We start from the raw sequence: 26721 nt of genomic DNA, 5'->3' as shown, positions 1-26721 counted from the left end.
GCGACATCACTCGGGTGAATAAATCCCAAGGGTAGAACGAGCTCTTTTTGATGCTATATCAATACCAGTTCCTGGACGTTCTTGCTCCCATGAAAAGAACTGATTTGTTGCCGCTTTTTTATTTTTTGAAAAGTTCCAGTAATTTATAAAGCAATTTACGGCCCATTCTATTTGATTAGTCGATGCTAAAACTAATCCAAGGTTATTCCATGATGAACCTCTACGTGGAGCTAGTTTAAGTGATGATGTCAGATTCATTTGTGCTGCAGTATAATCGCCGATCATGTAATATGCATATCCAAGGTTCCCTAATACTTCAGCATCTGACGGGTATATTTTTTTTGCTGTTTCAAGATTAGCTATAGCAGAAATGAACTGATTTGACCTAATTTGTATAATAGCCTTTTGATTTAGCGCTCTTGATTCTGAACGATCTTTTTTAGTGATTATTACCCGTGGTGCTGAGATTCCAGAGTTTCTATACGATGTATCAACCTGCTTAGTATTTGAGTATGTCGTTGATATGTTCTTTTTGTCTATTGTTGTTAGATAATATACGTCATTAGGGGGCGTCGTTAACATTTTGTATTTAATGTTTTCTGGGAAGTTCATTGCGGTGTATACAGTGTCCATATCAAGTGATAATGATCTTGCTTGGTCATTATCAATTTCATTAATGCTTATACGATGAACACCAATTATACTTTCGGGAAAAGCATGGCGTCGTATTCCCGCGCCAAATAAAAGAACGCAAGCACTAACACACTCCCATCTATTTGGCACTACCGTTGTTAAATTATTACTTGATATAATCAATGACATCTTTAAGGCGTCGGCAACATTACCACCAAGACTATTTAACCAAATCTGACTGAGTGGCATGTTATCTTGCTTAAATGAGTCGATTTGTTTTGCGAAAATGTATGCATCTCCTGAAGAAATACTTCCATTTACGGTAAGTAGAAACGTTCCATCCTCCATTGCTCCTGCTTGGAAGTTTAAATTTCCATATGCAGACCCTAAAGTCTGAGTAAATATTGCAGCCGCGATTATCCATTTTTTTATTTTTCTTAAGGATTTTTTTTCCATTTTACTCCTCCTAAAAATACCTCTCATCCAGTAAACCTGAGTGCGACTAATAGCTAGGACCACGAATCTTCTCTATGCCATGCCCCTAATATTATCACTAAATAATGATTTTAGGAATGCGCAAATCATTTAAAAGGAAGGTTCAGTCTAATACAATAGACTAATATTGATACATTTTTCCGATCAGTGCTTCTCACTGAGTATTTCGCTCTATTCGGTTACGGATTGGCATTGAAGTTCTATCAGAGTTTCTCATCCATTCTATCAACTGGGAACTTAACTTTTCATTCTACTTTTTAACCTGTTTTTTCGCCGCTTTCCACTACTGGCGGTTTTTTCTCGTAAATTTACCCTGCAGAACCACTCTTTGCGCGTTATGCACCAGTCTGTCCAAGATTGTGTCTGCCGTTGCTGGGCAAGATCAGTAATGGCAGACTCATCAAGCCAGACCGTCAGCGAACCGCGCTGCCTGAGCACTTTGTTGTAGGCAGACCAGTTGGTGATTTTAAACTTTTGCTTTGCCATGGGGACCTGATGCTGAAACGTCTGTAACGATCAGATCCGCCCATCTCCTGAAAGTTCGATTTATTCAACAAAGCCGACGATACAGTCAAGGTAAACAATGGGATCCTCCATCTCGAGAATGAATTATCTGTTGTTATCTACCATATTTCTCAACCTGAAACTTTGCCAGTGACTATGCCATTGGGCTTTATAACAACTAACAAAAAGTCGGTTAAGATTATTGGAGCGCTGATTACTGAATATCTGAAAAGTAGCTCTGGTTTTGATAAGCCACATGACTGTGGATTTCTTTCTTCGATAGTTGAAAAATGCTGATAGAATGGTCAGTTACCCTTTTAGTTTTCTTGACCACCTCCATAGGAGGTGGTTATTAATTGCCACTATTAAACCGTTACCTAAGTTGATATTTCTATATTTTGTACCAGTTAACACTCATGTGAACTGGTACAGTACATATCAGATACATCACTCTGACTCATCGGGGATACCATGCATCATATTGCTGTCACCCAGATGTTGTTCCCAGACATCATCGCATTTTATCGTACTGATTTCTTTTCCCTGTTTTAAAACAGTTATTTCCCCATCAGTATTTTTTCCATCATCGATATAGGAAACAGAGTAAGTATACTCGTTTTCTGGTATGTTCAATGTATGTATCGACACACCCTCAGCCCTACTGTAATTCCAGGCCTGACTTAACTGGCTCACATTTTTCACCAAAGTGATTTCAGGAATAACCCCACCATCTCCGTTAATATCCGACTTACCGAATAAATAAGCGACCTCATTATTATTTCTTAACACAGCCACCTCTTTAGTGGTTTTACCTTTTATGACACATCCGAACAGAACATCTGAATCTCCATAAGGTGATGCCATTACTGAACAGGAGATAGTAATTACTCCCAGAGCAGTCACATATTTAATTCCATTTAAAAACCTCATACAAATCCCCTCTAAAAATAAATAATAAATAAAAAGCACTTACCCCAAAGGTAAGTACTTTGCCTCAAAAATGCCTATTCAATATATACAACAATCTTACCATCTGATTGTTCTGTCACGGTAATATCTTTAGTTGTACCATCACTAAGTTGAGCAAATCCATAGTGCTGTTTCCCTTCACTTTCAGTTAACGTTACGTTCTCACATTGCTGTGAGTATTGACGTAACTGTTTATGATAGATATCCGTTACCACCTCGCATGCTGTACGTTCCAGCATCGCTTTGCTACCATTGAACGCAAAGTTCCCGATGCCATATACAACCCAGATCCCAAGCCAGACCAGCAACAGCATTTTCCCCTGACCAACGGCTTTACAACGTTTAGCAATATAAACTGGCGAAAAAAGAATCCACCATTTTGAAAAACTTGCCTTACCATGTTTATCCAGTAGCTTCCAGTCCATATAGAACAAAATAACCAGGGCAATCATAACGAACAGATTAACCGTATAGTTGACAGCTAAACTAAACAAACATGCGGATAAAACGCCGACAACAAACAATCCCGTTGCAATCCAGATATATTTTTCATGTAAAGACGAGCTGTCTATATTTAATAATTTACGGATATTCTCAGCGCTTACAAAATCAGACTTTTTTCTATCGCCAACAATAAAAGAAATCAATTTATTATTATACAGTACCCTGGCTTCATCGTTTAACAAAATGGACTTCATTTCACGGATTAATTTTAAATCTGCATCATCACGCTCACTTACTTTTTGTATCGCATGGTTTAATTCATCAAAGCTGACATTCATATCCAGCTCAAGATATTCATAATAGTTTATCATGATAATTCCTTATCTTTACATAATAGCCAAAATATTACAGAGAACGTTAAACTGATATACTTCAAGAGTGTTGAACAGGAAGTGAGTATAGCGGTAGATATAAAAGAATTATTAAAATACGTAATCACTTCCCTTATAAACATAACAAAACAACAATCCCTATACAAACAAGCAACATGAATAAAACACCAATGCCTAGATAGGCTTTAAAAAGCCTCTTAATTCTTTCTGGCTTCATTTTGACCTCACGACTACAGCAAAAAGAATCGCACCAAATATGGGGTCTATAAGCATACTGATAACAAACCATATGAAGAACGAACGGCCACTGGCCTGAGCCAATTTACCAATAACTATCGATGCTCCGATCCACAAAAGTAAAAGAATAAATGCCATCGTTGGCTCCTTGAAAAATAGCAATAAATGATTGAAGTGGTGGTTTAATGCCGTCACTTTGTCCGATAAACATGTTGAATGGATGGGCAGACTTATACCTGCCGCATTGAAACATCCTTGCTATAGGCGCATGGTGCATCTCCTAATTGTCACCCGATGAGAATCCTGGCCTGATTCTAATCAAATCCTTTCTAAGATAGGGAGGTTACGAGTGCAGGTAAAATTGTTATTACCGATCGAATTTCAATAATTGATCTGCGTAATCTATCGATATAAACGATCAATTTTATATATTTGATAGCTTGCAACTATCATTATAATGATATCGATCGTTTTTGTAGATCGGTTTATGCGGGGCATGTGGTGTATTAAAATTGATGAGGCAAGTAGTGGGTATTTTTTATTCATTAAAAACATAAGGATATGACATTTCTCATAACCTTCTAGTCAAAGGTATGACCACAATCGCCACACTCATATCTGTCAAACACGAGTCCATCAAGGGCTGAGCCGGTAACTGCTCCTGCAGTTGCACCAGCCACAAATCTCCCAAACACAGCACCAATAACGGCCCCGGCCGCAGTCCCCAGAACTGGCACAACAGAGCCGATTGCAGCCCCTGTACCTGCGCCGCTAAGTGCTCCAGCCACACCTCCAGCGATACTTCCTGCCTTCCTCCCAATATTACGTTCACTTACACGGTCAGAACCACATTCCGGGCATATCGTAGTCATTTCTTATTCTCCTGATTTACAGTTGTTAAAAGCAAAAAGGCATCCGAACGTTACTGAACGGATGCCTTCTCATAGGTAATTTTATCGTTAATGGTTATTTAGTAATTAAATAATCAATTGGGTTTTCACGCTGTTTTATCAAACACTCCTTGCATCACAGTCCTGTTTGCTAAAGAGTCAATATAATTTGCATACCACTGCAACATCTCCCTACGCTGCTCCAGATATTGAGCATGGTTGTAAGTACCACGGATAGTGTTCTTATCAACATGTGCAAGCTGTAACTCGATCCACGCCGTGTTATAGCCCTTTTCGTGCAAGATCGTACTCATCGTATGCCTGAAACCATGCCCGGTAGCCCTTCCGTGATAACCAACTCTTTTTAGTACTTGATTGATGCTCGCTTCACTCATTGGTTTTGTGATGTCGTTACGACCAGGGAAAACCAGATTGTAACGACCAGTAACTGCCTGAATTTCACGAAGTGACGCCACAACTTGATCAGATAAGGGGACCAAATGCGGGCGGCGCATCTTCATCCTTTCTACTGGCACCTCCCACACTCGCTTACCGAAATCAAACTCCTTCCACTCTGCCTGACGAAGCTCGATAGTGCGAACGCCAGTCAGCATCAAAATGCGTGTGGCAAGCCGAGTTATCGGGCTACCTGAATACGCAGCAAGAGCTTGTAAGAAATCAGGTAATTCACCAGCTAGCAGGTGGGGATAATTGGTAGACTTAGGCGCAGTCAGTGCGCTGGCTAGTTCAGAGGCTGGGTTTGTTTCAGCCCTGCCAGTGACAATGGCATAGCGAAAAACCTGATTGCAGGCCTGACGAATTTTACGCAACTTATCGAGGACGCCTCGCTTTTCTAATTTACGGAGCGAATTGAGCACTTCTAGCGGCGTAATCTCAGCAATGGGTCGTTTACCGATATCAGGAAAAATATCGTTCTCAAACGCTTCCATCAGATCTTCAGCGTAGCCTTTCGACCAGTTAGGACGCTTGTATTCATGCCATTCCAGCGCAATCGCTTTGAAGGTATTTTCAACACTGGCTTTTTTAGCCAATTTTTCTGCTTTCTTTTCTTCTCCCGGGTCACCACCCAAAGCAATAACCTTCCGTGCTTCTTCTCGCTTCAGGCGAGCATCAGCCAAAGAGATATCTGGGTAAACACCGATAGAAAGCTTTTTCTCTTTCCCAAAAAATCGGTACTTCAAACGCCAATACTTTGCGCCGTTAGGTTTTACCAGCAAATACAACCCACCACCATCAGTAAGTTTGTATTCCTTCTCCTTTGGTTTTGCAGTGTCTATCTGTCGTGCATTTAGTGGCATATGGGGCCCCTAATTTCCATTGAACGAGATGAGCCCCCTCAAAGGCCCCCAGCTACCACTTGATTTAGGTAGAACTGAGTTGACTTCGATAGAACTCGTGACAGAAAAATCCAGTAATATCAGGGATTATAAAGGATAAAAAGAGAATTCAGTAGAGGTGTGTTGACTTGAAAATGGTACGCCCTACAGGATTCGAACCTGTGACCCACGACTTAGAAGGTCGTTGCTCTATCCAACTGAGCTAAGGGCGCACTGAAGAAGTTGTTACTTCATGGGGGTGAAACGCGAGGAATTATACGGTCACCGGGCGGTGAGTCAATCCATTTCAATGTGAAATCAGGGTTGTTCGTTAGGATGAGCATAACGCGAACAGCCCTTGTCTTTTTTTTAACCACTCTTCTTATAGCAGCCCTGGCGCTGCGAAAACCCTTACCTAACTTTAAGTATTGCCTTAGAGAAGAACCTGCCTCTGGTGTCACAATGTCTGCAACTGGCTGTTTGACCGCATCGTTAGATAAGCTATAAGTGAAGACGCGCGTGACGGCGCCAGGAAGAGAAGCATGCGCATCGCAATTCGCAGAGAAAGGAGGCGTCGTTCAGGCACCGATCACCCCGGATTTAAGAATCCACACGCCTGGCCCCCGTTTTTTGATAGACTCGAACGCCTGACTCACTCACTTGCCCTCACGCACAAAACCGACTCCCCTCATTTTATTCTGGTCAGCAGCGATCAATTCTTGCGGCAAGGATTTCGTTTCGCCCCTTATCCGTTAAGCAACGGCTGGGTAACGTCAACGCTGGATAATGCGCTGGACCTGCTCCCCAAAGCACCGGGCGTGCAGTTGCTGGTCGATATTTACTACACCGATGCGCCAGCCATCGAAACGTTGGATCGCTTGCGCCGCATCAGTTTCGAGTATCCACAAAATTATATTCATCTGATTGCGCCGACACAGGATAAAAAAGCCCTGCGCTTTATGAAAGCAGTGACGGCACTTCGGATAATCAGTCGACATTCGCCGTTTCGTACCCTGCGTAAAAAACTGCTCATGCCTCAGCCGATACAGTTCAACCGGAAAAGCCATTTTTCGCGCGATGAGTGGCTTATTCTGATGGCGCTGACCCAGGGGCGTTCGTTGAAATCTATTGCCAGCGATCACGACAAAGATTACCACAGGATTATCTATCGTCTGGGGCGCATGGTGGAACGGCTCAAGCTTCAGCATCGCTCAGAACTTATTCACTTGCTGCAAAATCTTTCTGCTAGTTCAAACTGACAATTTCATTAACCTCTTAAATCTTAGATTGTTTTAAGAAATTACTTAATCAAAATGATCTTTTTTTGTTAAATTTAAACAATATTGCAAAGTTTATAACTATTCCTAAGACCCGGATTTGGATAGCAAAAATCACTATGGAAAAAGGTCTCTAAAGAGCATTACTCTGTCGCACATTCAGGCAGGAACCTCCTGATTAGCGCTATTTGTAGGGCTGTCAGTCGGTAACCACCAGATATAGTAGGGTTTTGCATTGTGCTGATAAAATATTTTCCTTAAGCCCTCCCCATAGCTTGAGTTGAGATCAAAAGGAATTTTTTGTGGAATAATCGTTGAATTGCGCCATTCCGGATATGTTTACCGATCGATTATTCCCCAATAATTGCGCCATATCAATTAACACGTTTTCAACATTTAGCATCTATTTATATTTATGCCAGAGAAAAAAGTTAACTCCTCTACAGGATTTTAAACACCTGGAGGTAAATACCAAAAATAATTTGAATAAACTTTCTGACTAGAACATCATATTAATTACTGATTGTTGCGACTTTAATAATGCTTTTCGGACAATTCATAGCAAGTATAATAGCCATGTACTTATCGTGTTATAAGAAAAGCCTTTTTCAAGGGTTGAGGCATTGTTTAAGTACCGGACAGAATTGTCACTTTATAATGGTACAAGTAGGGATAGATAACTCCTCTGGAAGTAAGCTAAAAATTAAAACTTTTTATTTATCCATTCGACTTGTAATAGTTTCCGTAAAGGAATCCCACGTAACTATTCCACCAGTCTGAGGCATATAAAGATGAAACCGGCATCCGTTATCATTATGGACGAACACCCTATAGTCAGAATGTCGATCGAGGTCCTGCTGCAAAAAAACCTACAGGTACAGGTTGTTCTGAAGTCAGACAACAGTCATGAAGTCATTGAATATATTAGAAATAATAATGTAGATATGGTGATACTCGATATCGAACTTTCCGGTTCAGACGGGTTTTCATTACTTAAGCGGATAAAGAACATCAGTGAAAGCACTAAGGTTCTTTTCTTGTCATCCAAATCTGAGTCGTTCTATGCGTGTCGGGCGATCAGGGCTGGCGCAAATGGTTTCGTCAGCAAACGGAAGGATCTGTGTGATATCTATAAAGCGGTGGAGATGCTTCTCGCCGGATATTCGTTCTTCCCGGCAGACTCTATGAATATCTTCGGTGGCGGGAACATGCGTAGTAATAAGTTTACCGACATGCCGTTATCTAACCGAGAAATTACCGTACTACGTTATCTTGCTAATGGTTTATCTAATAAAGAGATAGCAGCCCAACTATTGTTGAGCAATAAAACTATTAGCGCGCATAAATCAAATATTTTCACCAAGCTTGGCGTACATACTATCGTTGAATTGATTGATTATGCGAAAGCCCACGAATTACTTTAGCCTTTCATGAATCCCGGCCCCGAAACGGGCCCGGGAAGTCAGTTATAGTTAAGCGTAAAGGTCGCATCCGCATCGGCGCTGCCCGGCTGAGGGTTATCTGCCGTGGAGATGTAATTAGCGTAAAACGCCAGTGTGGCATCCCCTTGTGCGTCAATAGCCACCTCTTTACTCTCCTGTTGTAACGGTAAGCGAGTTTTGTCCTCATCGAGGATCTCCACCGCAACACGACTGGCCTGGCTTGCGCCATTCAGCGCCAGCAGGGTGTTGTCCTGATCGTCGGGCGTTCCGGCAAAAGTTATCGATACGGCACCTGGCGGGCAGCCGGTTAAGCGAATCGAAAACGGCATCGCCTGGGTTTTGCTGCCCGCGGTTTGCAACTGTTTCGTTGGCCACGATCCCAACTGCACTTCTTTCGCGCTGTCACTGGCGTTTACCACACAGCTTAAGTCCACGATATTACCGTGCAACTCGATGTTGATTTCACCCAACGGCGTTGCCGCCTGCACAGTACTCATCATCGCCAGCAATGACAGGGCATAGGTGAAATGACGTGGCATCTTGCCTCTCTTAATCGTAATCAACACGCAGATAGCCTCGCGATGTAAATATCCCTTCTGCTGGTTTATTACCGGTAATGCTGACCGGCCAGGCCCGAATGCCTACCTGCGCCTGCGCGGCATCATCCAGACGGAACGGAATGGTGCTGCCTAGCGTATTCGGCGTTAGCGGATTGCCGCTTGCATCGGCTACCACGAAACCTAAATCCGGATTATCGGAAACCAATGCATTACCCGACACTTTTTCAGCCTCAATACGCATCGTCAGGTACGCATTGGCTTCCACGTTGGTACATTTAATCCCAATAGTTTTGCTCTGCGCAGGTACGCTCGGCGGACGCTGCCCGGCACCCGCCTGCGAAAAGAGCGATGCGCCAATGTCGCCAAAATCAAATTCGACCACATTCCCGGCGTTAATTTCACAGCTTTGCGGCACTTCAATGGTGCCGCTATAGCTGATGGTGTAAACGACGGTGGTAAGCGGGTCCGATTTTGTGGTGGTGACGTATACCCGGAACATTGTCTGCTGCGGAATCACCACCATATTGATAAAGCGACGCGTCACTTTAAGGCGGAAAACCAACTTGGAGTCATTCACCGGGAAGGGCTGATTTTTGGAGACATTAGGGTGTGTCCCCATCTGGATGTAATCGGCTGGCGGATAAAAATCACCAGCGTAGTCATCGTTGATTTTCATCGCGCCGTCGAGATATTCATTCAGCTTTACATACTGAAAGCGGTCTTCAACGCTGGTGATAGGTAAATCCGTGCGATAGCTTCGCATCGTTGTATTACCGCTAGTGCCCTTTGGACAGGTGGCTTTCACTCCCACCAGCCCTGTTTTTTGCGATAGCGTCACCACTTGCCCCACCTGATTATTCGCACTCGTAAAAACATCGGTCAGATCATAGGCAATATCCTTTGAGATACCATCCGAGTTCGCGCACACCGTTGCCCAGGCAGGAAGCGCCGTCATTCCCAGACACGCCACCGCCAGTGCAAGGGTGCTTTTCATACTCTTATTCACGTTCACAGCGTGCTCCCATCATGGTAATCGCCTGATTTAAACTCTCCTGCGGGAGCGTATAGGTCGCCCGGCAGCGTTCCTGCGCACTGTCGCCCCATTGAATAAGCAACTCGCCGCTCAATGGCAGGCCGCTAAGGTAAATTTGCCCCTCTTCTCCCGCCATGCTGGTGACGCCGCTGTTGACTTCACGCACAATCGCGCCAAATGGCACCACGCGATCGCCTCGGCGTACGGTGATCAACGCACGCACGCCGATTCGCGTATCAAACGCTGCACGCACCAGCGCGCCACGGGTTGGCACCACGCTGCTGACGTTGTTTTCCACGTCCGTATGGTCATTCATAGAGTTGGTATCGAGCGCCACGCGGTTATAGCGATACACCGTGGCGTAGGGCATGACGGCGTAACCGCGCCAGTCGGTTTTCACCCCGGTCTGGTTTTCGATTTTCACTCCGCTGGCGCCCGGCGCTTTGATAAGCACGTTGGTATCGCCCAGAGGCTGACTGAACGTCACGCCATCGGCATGACCGACCACGCCACCGGCCAGTTGCCAGTTGAAATCATGCTGGTCACGGGAGTAGTTGTAGCCTGCGCCAACCGTACCGTACGTCGCCTGCCAGTTAGCGGAAGCACTGCCGCTGGAACCGTTGTTGCTGGTATGGCCCTGCGTCACGCTGTAGTTCAGGTTGCGTCCTTCCAGCAGCGTGCCACTCACCCCGGTTTGCCAGCTGCTATCACCGTCTTTATTACGGCTGGCGGAAGCGGTGGCATAAGCGCGGTCCAGGACGCTATCGCGACGATAGCCGTTCGGCGTAAACAGGCTGAACGGAATAGAGACGTTCGCAGAAACAATACGGTCGGTACTGTCGATACCCACTGCGCGGTTCCAGGACCAGCTCAGCGAGTAGCTGATGCCTTTCCAGCCGCCGGCATAGCCAAGCTGATACCAGATATTGGAATCGCTGGTTCCCCAGTAGGTTTGCTCGCTACCGGAGAGATACACCGAACCGTAATCCCCCAGCGATTGCGAAATATTGACCTGGAAACGCCCTTTTTTACTCCAGGTGAGGTTGTGATAACTCACGACATCCGGCACGCCGTTCTTATCATTTTCCGTTTCGGAATACTCATACCCGGACATCCGTTTCCACGCCACGTCATCAAGGGTGTAGAAACCGCGCGTTGAGTAGCGATAGCCAAGAAGCTGGAAGTTGGTGCCATAGCCGTTCAGGGATTTCGCGTACAGGAAACGCAGCGACTGCCCTTCATGCCAGCTGTCGTCTGCTAACTGGCTGCGCGCATGGGTCACATCGAGAGAAATCGCGCCCCAGTCGCCGAGATTTTTCCCCGCGCCAATGGCTGCTGCCACGTAGCGCGATGCCATCTGCGTACCGCCGTAAACCGTATAACCGCCCGGCAGGCCGACAATCATCGTGCCCTGACCAAAGAACGGGGTATCTTTCTGACTATTCCCGCTGCGGTACTCCCCGGCGACCAGGTCATACTTCAGTCGCCCTTCGCGTTGCAGCAACGGCACCGTGGAATAGGGTACGGTGTAGCGCTGCTGGCTACCGTCTTTCTCCTCTACGGTCACCTCCAGGTCACCGCTCGAAGAGGTTGGGTTCAGGTCGCTAATCGCAAAGGCGCCCGGCTGGACGTAGCTTTGATAAATCACATAGCCGTTCTGGCGAATCACCACCTTTGCTGGCGTACGCGCAATCCCGCGGACGGTCGGCGCATAGCCCTGCAAGCTGTCCGGATACATACTGTCTGAGGAGTAAAGCCGGCCACCGCGAAAGCCGATACTGTCGAACACATCGTTGCCGGTATTACTGTCGCCCAACACCATTTCGCTTTTCAGCGGGATAATCGAGCGCTGCAGCCAGGTACCGATATTCTCCCATTCGCTGTGGCGCTGCCCGTTATTGCGGGTATAGCGCCACGCGCCGTTATTACGCAGCCGCCACGGGCCGTAGTTCAGGCCGCTTTGCAAATTGAGATAGTGACTGTCGTCATCGCTGCCTTTGTTACCGGTCAGGCTATAGTTCAACAGCAGCGCTGGAATGCCTTCATCCCACTCGTCCGGTGGAATATAACCGCGCGCGCTGTTGCTCATCGCCGCCTGTGGCAGGCTCAGTCGCAGGCGTAGCGAGGCGAAATCAAAGGCCACGACGCTACCTGGCAGCAGGTTTTCCAGCGCCACGCAGCTTTCTTTCGGTTCACTCGCCAGCGCCGGGAAGGCCGTCATGTTGACGCCCAAACGCTGTAAGAAATCACGCTGAATACAGGGCGCGAGGCCCGCAGCGGGAGGGGCCGCCCCTTCGGCGGCGACAAAGGTAAGATCCTGGGTGCCGATAAATTCATCGTTACGCCAGATATCGACGCGATACACGCCCGGCGCTTGCTGATGCCCCTGCTCAAAACGCGAAAGATCGGCCACGGTGGCCGTATCTTCCGACAAAAACGCGGGGTTAAAGTAGCTCTCGCCGCGCCCGTTGGGTGACCAGAGCGCCGCCATCACAGCCAGCGTCAGCATACTGAGCGGGTGAAGGTTTTTCATGGTGTCGGCCTGCCCTGGCTTCATCAAAGGTTTACGCGGTGAACGGGCGTGATAGCCCCGTAATCATTCACGCTCTGCCACGAAAGCGTACCGCTCGCCGAGGCGGGAATCGCCTGCTGGGCGCTGTTTTTCGGCGCAATCATCAGGTTATTGATGCGCTGACCGCCAAGCTGCAAATTGACAAGCGTAACGTAATAAGGCGACGCATTGGTCACCTTCAGATGCGTGCCGCTGCGCTCAAAACGCAGGTGCGACAGGGCCTCTTCCGGCGGCATCGCCAGATTTTTTGGGCGAACGAAAAGTTTGATGCGCGACAAAATCGCCAGTTGCAGAACGTTCTTCCCTTCGATATTCGCTTTATTGACGGACGGAATCGCCTTCACGTTCATCCAGAACAGCGACTCGCGATCGGACGGCAAAGGCTGCCCGGCATAAATAATCCGCAGAGTGTTTTCACTTTTTGGCTCACTGACGAACAGTGGAGGCGTCACGACAAATGTGGATTCTTTTTTCCCAAGGTCGTTTTCAATCCATGCGTTAATTAAATAACGTTCTTTATCATTGCTGTTAGTGATGGCCAGCGACGTCTGTTTGGCGTCTGCCGGATAAATAACGCGCGTAGCGCCCAATGCCACTCCCCCGGATGCCTGCGCAGGCAGCGAGACACACAGCAGTAAAAATGACAGGGCCATGCTTGATTTAATAATTGCGTTAATCACAACAATACCTTTTCTCTTTTTGACGCTTCAGGGATAAAGCAACGTAAACCAGACATCAGACTGAATAGCGCCTGGCATAACCTGGCCGGAAATAGCCCGATAGCGCGCGCTGAAATGAAATATCAGCTCATCATCATTAATAGGAAAATAGGAAACCGGCTGGGCGTTCGGAATAATGTGCCGCTGACTATTATCAAATAATGCCAGCCCTACCCCGCTGTTTGGTTGACGGCCATCGACGCGCGACGTGGTCATAAACACCAGCGGATCTTCCGTTGGCGTCAGCCCCTGGAAGGCAATCCCCACGGTCTGCGAGACATCTTTTCGGCAGTCGACCAGGCGTAGCGTAAACGGCACCTGGGTGGTGGCAAAGCTTCCCGGCCCGGTAAACGCGTTGGTCCGGTACTGCCCCATCTCGATGCGCATATTCTGGCTTTCAGTGGCGACAGCACAGGCGCTGTTAACCAACTCACCGCGCATTTGTACCTTTCCACCTTCGATGACGACTCTGTGCGCCAGCGCGGGCAGAGAAAGCATCAGCGTGGCCAGCAGGAACACAATCCCTCTCATTCGTGGCTCTCTTCAGGTGATTCGAGCCTCATCCCTGAGGCAAAGTCACTCCCTGTATTAGCGATTACTCGTACTTCATCACAAAGGTCGCGTCCGCATTCGCCTGACCCGGCTCAGCGGTATCCGCCGTTGCTTTGTAGCGCGCGGTGAAGTTCAGGGTGTTGGTGCCCTGCAGCAGAGTCTGCGCAGAAGAGAAGGTTGCGCCATCCGGGCTCAGGGTTTTCGATTTGCTGTCGAGGATCTCGATACCCACGCCTTTCGCCGCGGTATTGTTGTTGGAAGAGTTCACTGCCAGCAGGGTTGCGTCGGTGGCGTCAGCCTGGCCGCTAAATGCAACAGCAGCGGTAGCTGATACGCTTGGATCGCAATCGTTCAGAACGATGGTGAACGGCATATTGGTGGTGGTATCGCCGACTGCGGTAAATTTCGCCGTGCGATACTGGCCCAGTTCAACAATTTGATCTGAAGACTCAGTATTTACCGCACACGCTGCGTTGACTAATTCACCTTTAAAGTGAACGCTGCCGCCATTAACGGAAACCGGCGCAGCCTGTGCGGCACCCGCCATTAATACGAAAGACGCCATCACAGTAGAGGCAATAGTACTCAGTTTCATAGGTATTCCTTGATGAATTAAAACATTGTGACGAACCGAATATCCTGTACGACTCGCATGACATAGCACGGCAAATAATTGCCAGACCGCATAACCTCAGCGTCCCTAAGAGAGTTAAAAACACTGCCAAATAATGGACAGCGAGATATTCCGGCGAGAACACCGGAAGAACTTTATTTCGACGGTAAGGTACAGAAATTAAATAAGAGAAAATACGTATAAACACTGAGCTCAGGCTAAGCCACGTCCTAATTTTTACCAGGACAAAACCCTGCAATCCGTAAGACTATCGTCAGCGGGAAGGGCTTTCGCGCGAAAACTCGTAAAGGATGACTGACAGAAAGCCCCGCATCTGACAAAATATGGCCATCCCCCTTTCGAAAGTGACAGATGGAATCTTCTCTCTGATGGCAGCTAAGATTATTGACGGTAAAACGATTGCGCAGCAGGTGCGCTCTGAGGTTGCGGAAAAAGTGCAGGTGCGCGTTGCAGCAGGAAAACGTGCACCCGGGCTTGCCGTTGTGCTGGTTGGCAGCAACCCGGCCTCACAAATTTATGTCGCAAGCAAACGCAAAGCCTGCGACGAAGTGGGGTTCGTCTCCCGCTCTTATGACCTGCCGGAAACCACCAGTGAAGCCGAGCTGCTGACGCTTATCGATACCCTGAATGCCGACAAAACCATTGATGGCATCTTAGTGCAGTTGCCGCTTCCGGCGGGCATCGATAATGTAAAAGTACTGGAACGTATCGCACCGGACAAAGACGTTGACGGTTTCCACCCGTATAATGTGGGCCGCCTGTGCCAGCGCGCGCCGCGTCTGCGTCCTTGTACGCCGCGTGGTATCGTGACGCTGCTTGAGCGCTACAACATCGACACTTATGGGCTGAATGCCGTCGTTATCGGCGCATCTAACATCGTAGGTCGCCCGATGAGCATGGAGCTGCTGCTGGCCGGTTGTACCACCACCGTGACTCACCGCTTCACTAAAAACCTGCGTCACCATGTCGAAAATGCCGACCTGCTGATTGTTGCCGTCGGGAAACCCGGCTTTATTCCAGGCGACTGGATCAAAGAAGGCGCGATCGTCATGGATGTCGGCATTAACCGACTGGAAAATGGCAAAGTGGTGGGCGATGTGGTCTTTGAAGATGCGGCAAAACGCGCGTCTTACATTACGCCGGTTCCGGGCGGCGTCGGCCCGATGACCGTTGCAACACTTATTCAGAATACGCTTCAGGCCTGTGAAGAGTATCACGACGTCGAGGAAGCATAATGGCCACATTCTCTTTAGGAAAACACCCGCACGTTGAACTGTGCGATCTGCTGAAACTGGAAGGCTGGACCGAAAGCGGCGCGCAGGCGAAAATCGTCATCGCCGACGGCCAGGTGAAAGTTGACGGCGCGGTTGAAACGCGCAAGCGCTGCAAAATCGTCGCCGGACAAACGGTGAGCTTTGCGGGGCAGAGCATTACCGTTACGGCGTAAGCCCTTTCATTCTCTGGCTTACTATGAAACGTAGGCCTGATAAGCGAAGCGCCATCAGGCAAAAATGAGAAGGGAGCCGAATGGCTCCCTTCTGTACTTCCGGCCTTACCAGCCGTATTTCACCCCCAGCATCCCCTGGGTGTCGCTGTACCCCTTGTCGCCCATCTGCACGCCCACGTTGCCCCACACGCTCAGGTTTTGACTCAGCTTGCCTTCCACACCCGTGCGCACTTCGCCCAGGTTGCGCGAGCCGTCGCGGCTGACGCGTTCCCCGTCCATCCGCACGCCGTAGGTTTCACTGTTGTAAATCCAGTTCGCTTCCACGTACGGCTGGAACTCGCGACCCTTCCCTTCATCCAGCTTGTGATGGCTGTTGAGGAAGGTCTTCACGCCCAGACGCGTCTGCACGTTGCCGTCGCCTTCGCTGCGGATGCGCGTGCCGTCATGACGGGTGTGCGCATCATCCTTCACGCCCATCCAGGTCACCTGCGCCTGCGGCTGTACGAACCAGCTGTTCAGCGTGCCCGCGCTGCCGCTGAACTCGCCCGCCTTCAGCGTATAGCCCGCTTCCAGCGAGGCCGTCAGCCCCTTCGACCGGTAGTCGTCGCGCTCGCGGTCATCCGCTTCCACGCTGTTGTCGAACCAGCTGTACAGCAGCCAGCTGTCCACGTACGCCCCGCTGCGGTCGGCTTCGTTCTGGTACCACGTGCCGTACACCCCGGCGCTGTAGCCGCTGACGCGTCCGTCAGAGTCATAGCCCGCCCGGTCGCTGCGGGTGTTACTGTGCGCGTTGGCGTAGCCGCCCATCACGCCCAGGTGGAAGCGGTCCTGCCCGCTGGTACTCCACTGCGCCACTTCGCCGCCCACCTGTAACACGTAGCGGTTGCTCTGCGTTTTCAGCTGGCCATCGCCCGCCTGCGAACGCTCATGCCCGCCGACGTGACGCATCCACAGGCTGCCCGCGAAGCTGTCCTCGTCCTGCAGCCCTTCCGTGTACTGCGGCTCGCCCAGACGGTCGTGCAGACGGTGCGTGAAGAAGCTGTTGGCCGTCGCCAGGTTGCTGATGTAGCTCCCCGCTTCCGGTCGCAGTACTGATGGCCCGGTCGGGTCGACAATCGGCGGCTGTGCCGGGGCGACAGGATCTATCGGCTCCACAGGGTCCACAGGCTCTACCGGAGTCACAGGTTCCACCGGGTCAACCGGATCTACCGGCGTTACAGGATCCACTGGGTCAACCGGGTCGACTGGATCGACTGGGTCTACAGGATCAACAGGGTCGATGGGATCTACCGGGTCAACAGGCGGTGTGCCCGTCCACTTACTGGTCAGATACCAGTTGGCGGCATTCTCGCCCTGCCCTTTCGCCAGCGTGTACACCCACGCGCCCGCTTCCACCGTGCCGGTGGTCAGGGCGAAGTTACCCGCCGAGTTGCCTCCGACATTGACCAGTTCAATGCCATAATTGGATTCAGCCCCGGAACCGCCGACGTTGTTCACCTGCACGCGGGTATTCCCCGCCGTATCGCCCTTCACCGTCAGCTTATCGGTGGCCGACTGGTCATCGCCCAGCTCGGTATTGAAGGCCATCAGGCCGTTATTGCCCGTGTAGTTGCCGTTCACCACCAGCTGGTTGCCCGGCTGTGCGCCCGGCTGGTTCATCAGCACCGTGCCGCTGTTATGCAGATTGCCGCCCACCGTGGTATTCGCCACCGCCAGCGTACCGCCCTGACGGATATCCATATCCCCTGCCGTGCTGCCAAAGCCCGAGAGCATCGCCCCGTCGTGGATATTCACCTGCTGACTCGCCATCGCCACTGCGCCATCTGCATCCGCGCCGAGCGCCAGCTCGCCGCCGGTGATGTCCGTGGTGCCGGAATACGCCACCGAAGCCGCCGTTAACGTCAGCGTGCCGCTGCCCTGTTTGTTCAGGTTGCCGCTGCCGGAGACCGCATGGCTCAGCGTCCAGTCGCTGTCGGTAGCCACCGTCAGCAGGCCGTTGTCCGTCACGCCAGCCGTACCGAGGTTCGCCGCGTCCGTGACCGTCATGGCGCTGTCCGCATCGATACGGAACTGCCCGCTGAAACTCTGGTTTTCACCGGACACCGCCACAGCCGATGCCTGCGCCACGTCAACAATGCCCGCACCGCTCAGGCTGTTGAGCAGCTCCCCGGTGACGCCGTTCAGCGTCAGGGTGCCGTCATCAATCACGTTGCCGCTGCCCGCGCCCTGCGCATCGTTCAGCACCACTTCCGCTGCACTTTCGATGGTGGTGGTGGCACTCAGACCCGCGTTCGCCCCGTCAATCGTCAGTACGCCGCCCGCCACGCCGAGATTGCCCGCCCCCGTCAGGCTGCCCTGGCTAGTGCCGCCGTTCTGCAGCGTCAGGCTGCCGCCGTTGAGCGCCAGCGTGGAGCCCGCCTCTCCGCTCAGCCTGCCCGCCGTCTGCGTGGTGCCGTTCAGGTCGGCAATAGCACCGTCACTGATAACCAGCGCCGATGTGTTGCCCAGCGCGCCGTCCGCATCGGTGCGCAGCGTGCCCGCCTGCACCTGCGTTTCGCCGCTGTAGCGGTTACTCGCGTTCGACAGCGACACCAGCCCGGCGGTATTAATGCCAAGATTCCCCTCACCTGAGATAGCGGCCGACATATCTGCCGCCGCCCCCTGCGCCCCGGCGTGCTCTGCCAGCACCAGCGTCTGCCCGGCGTGGATATCCAGCGCCTTCAGGCCGTAGTTGACATACAGGCCATCGCCCGGCGCGGTAGTCAGGCGGAAACCGTAATCCCCGTCCGCCACTACCGTGCCATTCTGCGCAATGGCGACGCGTTCATTTTCTGCCACCGGATTACCGTTCTGGTCGGTCAGGGTCAGCGCGCCGCCCGAGCCGATCACGTCCTGCGCCTGCACCAGTTGCATACTCACGTCCGTGTCATCCTGCTCCAGCAAGTTCAGCGTGGTGTCCGGGTTCATCGCACCAGGATCGTTCCACGGACTGGCCACCGTGACCTGCACATTGCCGCTGTTGGCGACCAGCGTCGGCGTCTGAACCACGCCATCGGCCTGCGTATCGGCAGGCATCGAAACATCAAACGCCAGCGTACCGCCGTTTATATTCAAACTGCCAATCTGCTGCACGCCGTCGCCAACGGTGGTGGTGTTGCCTGCATCCAGCTTCAGCGTTGCCTGGGCCAGCGTCAGAGTATTGTCGCCGGAAAGATCGAAGATGCTGTTTTTGAGCTCCGCCGTACCGGTAAAAGCTGTTCCGGTAGCGTCGGTAAAGCTGAAGGCGTTATCCGCGCTGGCGAGGTCAACCTGCAACAGGCCGTCACCCGTCAGCGCGTTGTTCAGAGCATAGTCGCCACTGGCCTGGCTGGAGCCGGTAATCGAGAGCGTGCCCGCTTCGGCAATATTCACCGCGCTGCTGCCCAGTCCGGAGTTACCTGTACTGGAGAGCGATGCCACGGTAAGCGTGCCACCGTTCACTTCCGTGCGCCCGCCGTAGCTGTTTTCGGCGGTAAAGACAGTGTGACCCGCGTCCTGCATCACCGCGCCGTTTTCCCCTGAGATCAGCTGATTAAAGCCATAGCCCGTTGCAGAATCATCGGTATGATTGAAGACCAGCGAACCGTTGCCCGCACCGAACGTCACGCTGCCGGTGCCAGTGCCGGTGATTTTTCCGGCCACTGCGGCACTTGCACCGTGTGCTGCACCAATGTTGAGGGTGCCACTTCCCCCTTCACGGCCAGCAATCACCAGGCCAGCGGTATCCAACGCCAGCGTCCCCGCATTACTCAGCGTCACAGCACCGGATCCGAGATCGCCAATCACCATGTTATTGCCTTGAAGCAGAGAGCCCCCGCCATCCACCACAATCTGTCCATCTGCTGTCGCCCTGGAACCCAGAATGATAGCGCCTGCTGTCACTCTCCCAGCAGAATTAATAGTGAGCGTGCCATTTCCCTGATAGCCAACATTAAGCGCAGAGGTGCTGAGCGTTGAGCCACTGCCTGTTACATCGGTTTTTCCCACCGACGTGGTGGAGCTTCCAATATCTACATCACCGGCCTTCACCTTGCCGCCGCTGGCAATATTGAGCATTCCAGAGCCGGTCTGCCCAACCCGAAGCCATTGCCCGATATCCTCGCCGTTGACGATATTAAGCTGCCCGCCGCTGTTGACGTTAATCGTCCCCTCAGTCTCTTCCAGGCGCGCAACGGAAACTTGCCCGATGCTGGAAACCACCGCCCCATTGGTAATATCAAGCGAACTGTTTCCGCCGTCGCCAACCATCAAACTGGTGGCGTCTAAGCGGGAGTTATTACCATCAACTTTCACCACCGCAGCCGAGCCTTCGTAATTTCCGAGCGTGGTCCTTCCCGCCGAAACCTGGCCACCTGATGAAATCATCAATGCGGCATTGCCCTGGCTGCCCACTGTTAACGAGCTTGAATTCAGGATATCCCAGCGCCCTCCCGACGAGACCTCAACCAGGCTATTCCCGCCGTTCAGGCTAGCGATTGTTGCACTTGCATTCGTAGTCACTTTACCGTAATCAGTCACCTTCATGGTGCCCTGCCCGGAATAGCCAACATTGAATATCTGGGTTGCAAGCGTAGAATTATTGCCACTTACCGTTATCGTTCCAGCCGTTCCGGTTGAAGAACCGACATATACGTCCTTCGCATTCACCGTCCCTCCATTAAGAACATTAAGACTCCCTTCGCTGCTGATCCCTATACGGAGTTTGGCATTCGTGAGAGTTAATACACCGGAACCACGCACATTCACCGCATCAGGCGCTCCCGTGTACACACCAATGCGAGAATCAGTGTCCCCTGTTAGGGTGAGGGTACCGCCAGGAAGAATATTGAGTATTGCACTGTTACCAGTACGATTGCTGCCACCGACTGTTAAATAAGTGTCTGTTTCCCTGTCGTTGATATTCACCGTTTGCCCATCCACAATATTCATTTGGGAAAAGGCAGACCCAGAAATAGCCATCATGACAAAAAAGGAAAGACACGCCTTCGGTGATAGCGTAAAACGCCCAACAGGATTGAGGTTACCAGAATATTTCGGTTGCTGACGTTGATCAACGGACGATGATTTACGTTTGCCACTTGCTAATTCAGAACAGACCTGAAATACGTTTAATGTACTATTCCATATTACGCGGTAAATCTTATTCATTGCAGTGTCTCCATGCTACTGCGCCACGACTTACTGCGGGGATGCGGTTCGTCAGGCTAAACACAGAGCCATGAGTAAATCCGCACCGCGCGGTATATTTTTATTTAATCCTTAATACTTTATTGCACGTACAGAACACCCATAGCATTTAATAAAAAACGCCAAAGAAATAAAATATATTTCAGGTAACAAATTTACTCCCGGTTACAATTCGAGTCTCACACCGCGAAATAAAACTGTCAATACGACGCCAGTTTCTGGATGACGAAATTAATTAATCACCGAAGTTATATATTATGAAAAATTCTTACAGACTCATCCTCAGCACGTCTGAAAAAATGTCTCACCCCTTTATTCCGGACAAATAGCAATTAGATTTTTACATCTTTGCATAAGACTTTTACTCATTTTCCTGCGGCACACATGAAGAGTGAAATAGCACGATTAGTCAAACCAACCACAGGCATTACCCCTGCCATCATAGCGGTTGATTATCGATCAACTTCAAAAAATCGCGATCTCCTCTGGCATACTCATGAAAATTTTGTTGCGGAAACTTTACGTTTCTCCGACCATAAGTAGAACGTTCTACTAGAACGTTCTACTTACAATAACAGCGCGATTTACGCGCAATTCATTATCTCCAGTCGGGGGAACGGGTATGGGTTTGCTGTCCGGTATTGTTAAATCATTGTCAAAACTATCGATGATTGGTCGCGCATTAATGCTGCCAATCTCACTCCTGCCTGCGGCGGGTTTGCTGCTGGCGTTCGGTGATAAATTCCATTTGCCGCTAATGATGAACGCAGGGGGGGTTATTTTCGATAACCTGCCGATGTTGTTCGCGATTGGTTCTGCGGTAGGGCTGGCATCGGAATCGGGTATCGCAGCACTCTCTGCCGCCGTTTCCGTGTTTGTCACCAATATCACTATCGGTACCGTGCTGGGGATTACGCCGGAAATGGCCTCTCAGGGCGGGAAATATGCGATGGTGGTCGGTATTCCGACGCTGCAAATGGGCGTCTTTGGCGGCCTGATTTGCGGCATTCTCGCGGCCTGGTGTTATAACCGCTTCCATGCCATGCAGCTGCCGGAATTTCTGGGGTTCTTCTCCGGCAAACGTTTTGTCGCGATTGCCACGGCAGTGCTGTCATTCCTGCTCGGCCTGCTGCTACCTTACGTCTGGCAGCATATCCAGGCGGGTATTGATTCGCTCTCCACGGTGGTGAACGGTGATAATCAGGCGGCATCGACGTTTATTTTTGGTCTGGTCGAACGCGCGTTAATTCCGCTCGGTCTGCATCACATCTGGTATCCGTCTTTCTGGTACTCCTTTGGCGACTACACCACGCAGGCAGGCCAGGTCATCCACGGCGACCAGACTATCTGGTTCAAAATGCTGGAAGAAGGGGTGAAATCCTTCAGCAGCGATACCTACCAGAATGCCGGTAAATTCATGCAGGGCGAATTCCCGCTGATGCTGTTTGCGCTGCCTGCCGCCTGTCTGGCGATGTATCACGAAGCGAACAGCAAAAACAAGAAAATCGCTTTCGGTATTCTGTTCTCCGCCGCCCTCACCTGCTTCCTGACCGGGATCACCGAGCCGGTCGAGTTCACCTTTATTTTCGTTGCACCAATCCTTTACGTCTTTAACGCCATCATGGCCGGGCTGGCGTATATGTGTATGTTCCTGTTGCATGCACACATCGCTAAATCCTTCTCTGCGGGGATGATTGACTATATTTCGTTCGGCATACTGCCGTCGTTTAACGGTTATCAGACCAACTTCCTCAGCGCGGCGATCGTCGGTATTCCGATGGCGATTATCTATTACTTCACCTTCCGTTTCGTGATCCGCCGCTTTGATATCAAAACGCCGGGCCGCGCAGACGTTGTCGCGGATGCGAAAGATAAAACCGATACCGAGCTGGCGACGGAAATTATTGCCTTGCTGGGCGGTGCGCAGAATATCGATTCGGTCGGTTCCTGTATCACCCGTTTACGTCTGGAAGTCACGCAGGGCGACAAGGTTGATAAGGATGGCCTGAACGGCGTCGGTGCACGCGGCGTGGTATTTGTCGGGGATAAAGGCATTCAGGTTATTTTCGGTGCCAGAGCACAATTTATCGCGCAAACCATGTCCACGATGATTGGCAAATAATACTATGCCGATCGACGACGCCTCCGTTACGCTTGAGGGGGCGTCGTGCATGAATCGATCATTTTCAGGGAGCGGAATTGAAGAAAGTCAGCATTATTGATGTCGCAAAGCAGGCGGGCGTATCGGTGTCGACCGTGTCGCTGGTGCTGCGTCAGAAAGGGAAAATTTCTGACGCGACGATCGGCAAAGTCCAGGCCGCCATTGATGCGCTCGGTTACGTTCACAACGTCGCTGCCGCCAACCTTCGCGCGAATACCTCCAATCTTATTGGCCTGATCCTGCCTGATTTTAGCGACAGTTTTTCCATTAAAGTGATGGCAAGTATCGTGCAGGAGCTGGAAAAACAGGGGTTTATGGTTTTTCTCGGCCAACCGCTCAACAGCCATGATCATTTAGAACGCAGCCTGCTGTCGTTTAAACAGCAGGGCGTAGCGGGCGTTATCTACCTCGCATCTGACGCCTTCAGCCCGCATATTCCGGATAAAATTCGCCACTGCCCGCTGCCCTTTGTGGTGGTTTCCCAGTCGCCGCTTGATGAGCAGTGCAACCTGGTGATGCGTGATAACCGTCAGGCCGCCGTTCTTGCCGCACGTTATCTGATTGAGCGCGGGCATCGCAGCATTGCCTACATTGGCGGGCGCGAAGACGATTTAATTCGCCAGCAACGGCTGGCAGGTTTTCGCAGCGTGTTAACGCAATATGGGCTGGTGAATCGCGAAGAGACGACGCCATGCTGTAGCGAAGATACCCACGCAGCCAGCCTCGTCACACGTCAGTTGCTGGAGAAAAACAACACCATCACCGCCCTGCTGTGCCACTCGCCTGCGGCGATGATTGGCAGCATAAACGGCATTCACCAGATTGGGCGCACGGTCGGGAAAGATGTATTTTTGACTCAGCAGGTCGCGCTGATTGGCTTTGAAGATATGCTCAATGTGAATCTCACCTCTCCCTCTTTTACCTATGTCTCGTCGTCAAGCGAAGAGACCGGGCGGCAGGCAGCGGGCTTAATGCTGCGTAAGCTCAAAGAACCAGAACTGCAAACGCAGAAAATTACGCTTTCCGGTCAATTGATTACCCGCGAATCGGCATAATTTCAGAATTGTGCGCGGGCCTTACTGCGCCCGTTTGCTGCTATATTCTCCTGATTACTCCGGGAATGTTTCGCCATGCCAACCGTTATCACACACGCCGCCGTTCCGCTGTGCCTGGGCTTAGGCCTTGGCAGCAGAGTCATCCCGCCTCGATTACTGTTTACCGGCGTTGTGCTCGCCATGCTCCCCGACGCTGACGTGCTGGCATTTAAGTTTGGCGTGGCTTACGGCAATGCTTTTGGTCATCGCGGGTTTACCCATTCCCTGCTTTTCGCTTTCGTGGTTCCGCTACTTTGCGTACTGATTGGCCGAAGGTGGTTCCGGGCCGGGTTGATTCGCTGCTGGCTCTTTCTGACCGTATCGCTGCTATCGCACAGTCTGCTGGATTCAGTGACAACGGGCGGTAAAGGTGTTGGCTGGCTGTGGCCGTGGTCGGACGAACGCTTCTTTGCGCCATGGCAGGTAATAAAAGTCGCGCCTTTTGCGCTGTCGAGTTACACCACGCCGTACGGGCATCAGGTGATTTTTTCGGAGTTGTTGTGGGTGTGGCTGCCGGGCGTGGTGTTGATGGGAATATTGTGGTGGCAAAGGCGTTGATGAGTGCGCGCTGATGCCCTCACCCCGGCCCTCACCCACAGGGAGAGGGAGAAAACCGCACTCACTTAAACATTGACACAATCGGTCCCCTCTCCCGATGGGAGAGGGTTAGGGTGAGGGGTTACTTACGACGCCACGTCGTCCCCTGCGGGCCATCTTCCAGCACGATACCCATCTCATTCAGACGGTCACGCGCCGCATCCGCCGCAGCCCAGTCTTTCGCTTTACGCGCGTCGAGACGCTGCTGAATCAGGGCTTCGATTTCCGCTACTTCACCGTCGTCCGCCTGCGCGCCGCTTTGCAGGAACGCTTCAGGCTCCTGCTCCAGCAGGCCCAGCACGGCGGCAAGTTTACGCAAACAGGTTGCTGCCGCATTCGCTTCTTCACTGTTGCCAGCCTGTTTAGCGTTGTTCACTTCTTTCGCCAAATCAAACAGCACGGCGTAAGCCACCGGAGTGTTGAAATCGTCGTCCATCGCCTCTTTAAAGCGATCGACATACTGCGCGCTGCGAACGAATTCAACATCCGTGGCCAAGGTGCCGCGCAACGCCGTGTAAAGACGCTCCAGCGCGGAGCGCGCCTGCTTCAGGTTGTCTTCGCTGTAGTTCAACTGGCTGCGATAGTGGCCGGACATCAGGAAATAACGCACGGTTTCCGCGTCGTAATACTTCAGCACGTCACGCACGGTAAAGAAGTTGCCCAGCGATTTTGACATCTTCTCGCGGTCAACCATCACCATCCCGGAGTGCATCCAGTAGTTGACGTATTCGCCGTCGTGCGCACAGGTAGACTGCGCGATTTCATTTTCGTGGTGCGGGAACATCAGGTCAGAACCGCCGCCGTGGATATCAAAATGATGCCCCAGTTGTTTGCAGTTCATCGCGGAACATTCGATGTGCCAGCCCGGACGGCCTTCACCCCACGGCGACGGCCAGCTCGGCTCGCCCGCTTTCGACATTTTCCACAGCACGAAATCCATCGGGTTGCGTTTCACTTCCGCGACTTCGACGCGCGCACCGGCCTGCAACTGCTCCAGATCCTGACGCGACAGTTTGCCGTAGTTCGGATCGGTCGGCACGGAGAACATCACGTCGCCGCTGTCGGCGACATACGCGTGACCGCGTTCAATCAGACGTTCAGTAATCTCGATGATTTCATGAATATGGTGCGTCGCGCGCGGTTCGGCATCCGGGCGCAGAATGTTCAGCGCATCGAAATCTTTATGCATTTCGACAATCATGCGATCAACCAGTTGCACAAAGCTTTCGCCGTTTTCATTGGCGCGTTTGATGATTTTGTCGTCGATATCAGTGATGTTGCGCACGTATTTCAGCTTGTAGCCAAGAAAACGCAGGTAACGGGCTACCACGTCAAAGGAAACAAAGGTACGTCCATGACCGATATGACAGAGATCGTAAACGGTAATTCCACACACGTACATGCCGACTTCACCGGCGTGAATAGGCTTAAATTCCTCTTTTTGGCGGGTCATTGTATTGAAGATTTTTAGCATCGATAATTCCATGTTGACGTGTGTGATCTGGG

At 51.0% G+C, this 26721-nt stretch carries 20 protein-coding genes, 1 tRNA gene and 1 pseudogene; 7 read left to right on the top strand and 15 right to left on the bottom strand.

The window, feature by feature from the left end; all coding sequences use genetic code 11:
* Positions 1–6: 6 nt before the first annotated feature.
* The 7 genes and pseudogenes from AC1MKH_RS06240 to AC1MKH_RS06210 form a co-directional block, all read right to left on the bottom strand.
* Positions 7–1089: a hypothetical protein gene (locus AC1MKH_RS06240; protein ID WP_014837235.1), complete on the bottom strand. Its 1083-nt coding sequence runs from the start codon at positions 1087–1089 to the stop codon at positions 7–9.
* Between the two features lie 426 nt (positions 1090–1515).
* Positions 1516–1614, bottom strand: a pseudogene (locus AC1MKH_RS06235) (IS5/IS1182 family transposase); the annotation flags it as partial.
* Positions 1615–2079: 465 nt separating this feature from the next.
* Positions 2080–2562 (bottom strand): hypothetical protein, encoded by a 483-nt coding sequence (locus AC1MKH_RS06230; protein ID WP_047683739.1) that lies wholly within the window; start codon positions 2560–2562, stop codon positions 2080–2082.
* A 74-nt stretch (positions 2563–2636) separates the two neighbouring features.
* The gene (locus tag AC1MKH_RS06225; RefSeq protein WP_080490680.1) at positions 2637–3416 is read right to left on the bottom strand and encodes a hypothetical protein; all 780 of its coding nucleotides are present in this window, start codon (positions 3414–3416) and stop codon (positions 2637–2639) included.
* Positions 3417–3650: 234 nt separating this feature from the next.
* On the bottom strand, positions 3651–3812 hold the full coding sequence (locus AC1MKH_RS06220) for a hypothetical protein (RefSeq protein WP_040216727.1): 162 nt from the start codon (positions 3810–3812) through the stop codon (positions 3651–3653).
* 859 nt (positions 3813–4671) lie between these two features.
* Positions 4672–5883, bottom strand: coding sequence for a tyrosine-type recombinase/integrase (locus tag AC1MKH_RS06215; RefSeq protein WP_065806339.1), 1212 nt, complete (start codon positions 5881–5883; stop codon positions 4672–4674).
* 174 nt (positions 5884–6057) lie between these two features.
* Positions 6058–6134 (bottom strand) — tRNA-Arg (locus AC1MKH_RS06210).
* A 309-nt stretch (positions 6135–6443) separates the two neighbouring features.
* On the opposite strand from AC1MKH_RS06210, the gene AC1MKH_RS06205 reads away from it, so the two are divergent.
* Complete coding sequence (locus AC1MKH_RS06205) at positions 6444–7160, top strand: DNA-binding response regulator (RefSeq protein ID WP_276218586.1); 717 nt, start codon at positions 6444–6446, stop codon at positions 7158–7160.
* 809 nt (positions 7161–7969) lie between these two features.
* Positions 7970–8602 (top strand): fimbria biosynthesis transcriptional regulator FimZ, encoded by a 633-nt coding sequence (gene fimZ / locus AC1MKH_RS06200; protein WP_276218588.1) that lies wholly within the window; start codon positions 7970–7972, stop codon positions 8600–8602.
* Positions 8603–8640: 38 nt separating this feature from the next.
* On the opposite strand, the gene sfmF is transcribed toward fimZ, so the two are convergent.
* From sfmF to fimA, 6 genes are all read right to left on the bottom strand, one after another.
* On the bottom strand, positions 8641–9159 hold the full coding sequence (sfmF, locus tag AC1MKH_RS06195) for a fimbria assembly protein (protein WP_327621806.1): 519 nt from the start codon (positions 9157–9159) through the stop codon (positions 8641–8643).
* A 10-nt stretch (positions 9160–9169) separates the two neighbouring features.
* Entirely contained in the window at positions 9170–10174 is a 1005-nt protein-coding gene (fimH, locus tag AC1MKH_RS06190; RefSeq protein WP_276218591.1) for a type 1 fimbria D-mannose specific adhesin FimH, read from the bottom strand.
* Positions 10175–10178: 4 nt separating this feature from the next.
* Positions 10179–12746, bottom strand: coding sequence for a fimbrial biogenesis usher protein (locus tag AC1MKH_RS06185; protein ID WP_276218593.1), 2568 nt, complete (start codon positions 12744–12746; stop codon positions 10179–10181).
* A 23-nt stretch (positions 12747–12769) separates the two neighbouring features.
* The gene (fimC, locus tag AC1MKH_RS06180; protein ID WP_167405930.1) at positions 12770–13438 is read right to left on the bottom strand and encodes a type 1 fimbria chaperone FimC; all 669 of its coding nucleotides are present in this window, start codon (positions 13436–13438) and stop codon (positions 12770–12772) included.
* 54 nt (positions 13439–13492) lie between these two features.
* Positions 13493–14035 (bottom strand): type 1 fimbrial protein subunit FimI, encoded by a 543-nt coding sequence (fimI, locus tag AC1MKH_RS06175; protein WP_113858834.1) that lies wholly within the window; start codon positions 14033–14035, stop codon positions 13493–13495.
* Between the two features lie 64 nt (positions 14036–14099).
* Positions 14100–14651, bottom strand: a complete 552-nt coding sequence (gene fimA / locus AC1MKH_RS06170) for a type 1 fimbrial major subunit FimA (protein WP_113858833.1) — start codon at positions 14649–14651, stop codon at positions 14100–14102.
* A gap of 407 nt (positions 14652–15058) precedes the next feature.
* Between fimA and folD the strand changes: the two genes are divergently transcribed.
* On the top strand, positions 15059–15925 hold the full coding sequence (folD, locus tag AC1MKH_RS06165; protein WP_276224781.1) for a bifunctional methylenetetrahydrofolate dehydrogenase/methenyltetrahydrofolate cyclohydrolase FolD: 867 nt from the start codon (positions 15059–15061) through the stop codon (positions 15923–15925).
* Entirely contained in the window at positions 15925–16137 is a 213-nt protein-coding gene (ybcJ, locus tag AC1MKH_RS06160) for a ribosome-associated protein YbcJ (protein WP_276224780.1), read from the top strand. The genes folD and ybcJ overlap by 1 nt, the downstream gene beginning before the upstream one ends.
* Before the next feature lie 105 nt (positions 16138–16242).
* Here ybcJ and AC1MKH_RS06155 read toward each other — a convergent pair whose 3' ends face one another.
* A complete protein-coding gene (locus tag AC1MKH_RS06155; RefSeq protein ID WP_488451841.1) occupies positions 16243–21324 on the bottom strand; it encodes an autotransporter outer membrane beta-barrel domain-containing protein in 5082 nt (1693 codons plus the stop codon).
* A 661-nt stretch (positions 21325–21985) separates the two neighbouring features.
* Here AC1MKH_RS06155 and AC1MKH_RS06150 point away from each other — a divergent pair.
* From AC1MKH_RS06150 to AC1MKH_RS06140, 3 genes are all read left to right on the top strand, one after another.
* Positions 21986–23485 carry a PTS transporter subunit EIIC gene (locus AC1MKH_RS06150; RefSeq protein WP_276222428.1) on the top strand — a complete coding sequence of 500 codons (1500 nt, stop codon included), beginning with the start codon at positions 21986–21988 and terminating at the stop codon, positions 23483–23485.
* Positions 23486–23562: 77 nt separating this feature from the next.
* Positions 23563–24579, top strand: a complete 1017-nt coding sequence (locus AC1MKH_RS06145) for a substrate-binding domain-containing protein (RefSeq protein ID WP_276222426.1) — start codon at positions 23563–23565, stop codon at positions 24577–24579.
* A gap of 75 nt (positions 24580–24654) precedes the next feature.
* Positions 24655–25176, top strand: a complete 522-nt coding sequence (locus AC1MKH_RS06140) for a metal-dependent hydrolase (protein ID WP_276222424.1) — start codon at positions 24655–24657, stop codon at positions 25174–25176.
* Positions 25177–25297: 121 nt separating this feature from the next.
* On the opposite strand, the gene cysS is transcribed toward AC1MKH_RS06140, so the two are convergent.
* Entirely contained in the window at positions 25298–26689 is a 1392-nt protein-coding gene (gene cysS, locus AC1MKH_RS06135; RefSeq protein WP_276222422.1) for a cysteine--tRNA ligase, read from the bottom strand.
* Positions 26690–26721 lie beyond the last annotated feature (32 nt).

Source organism: Pseudocitrobacter sp. CD920760, assembly GCF_057782505.1.
Note: the sequence above shows the minus strand (reverse complement) of the source record. Positions and strands in the feature narration are given on the sequence as shown.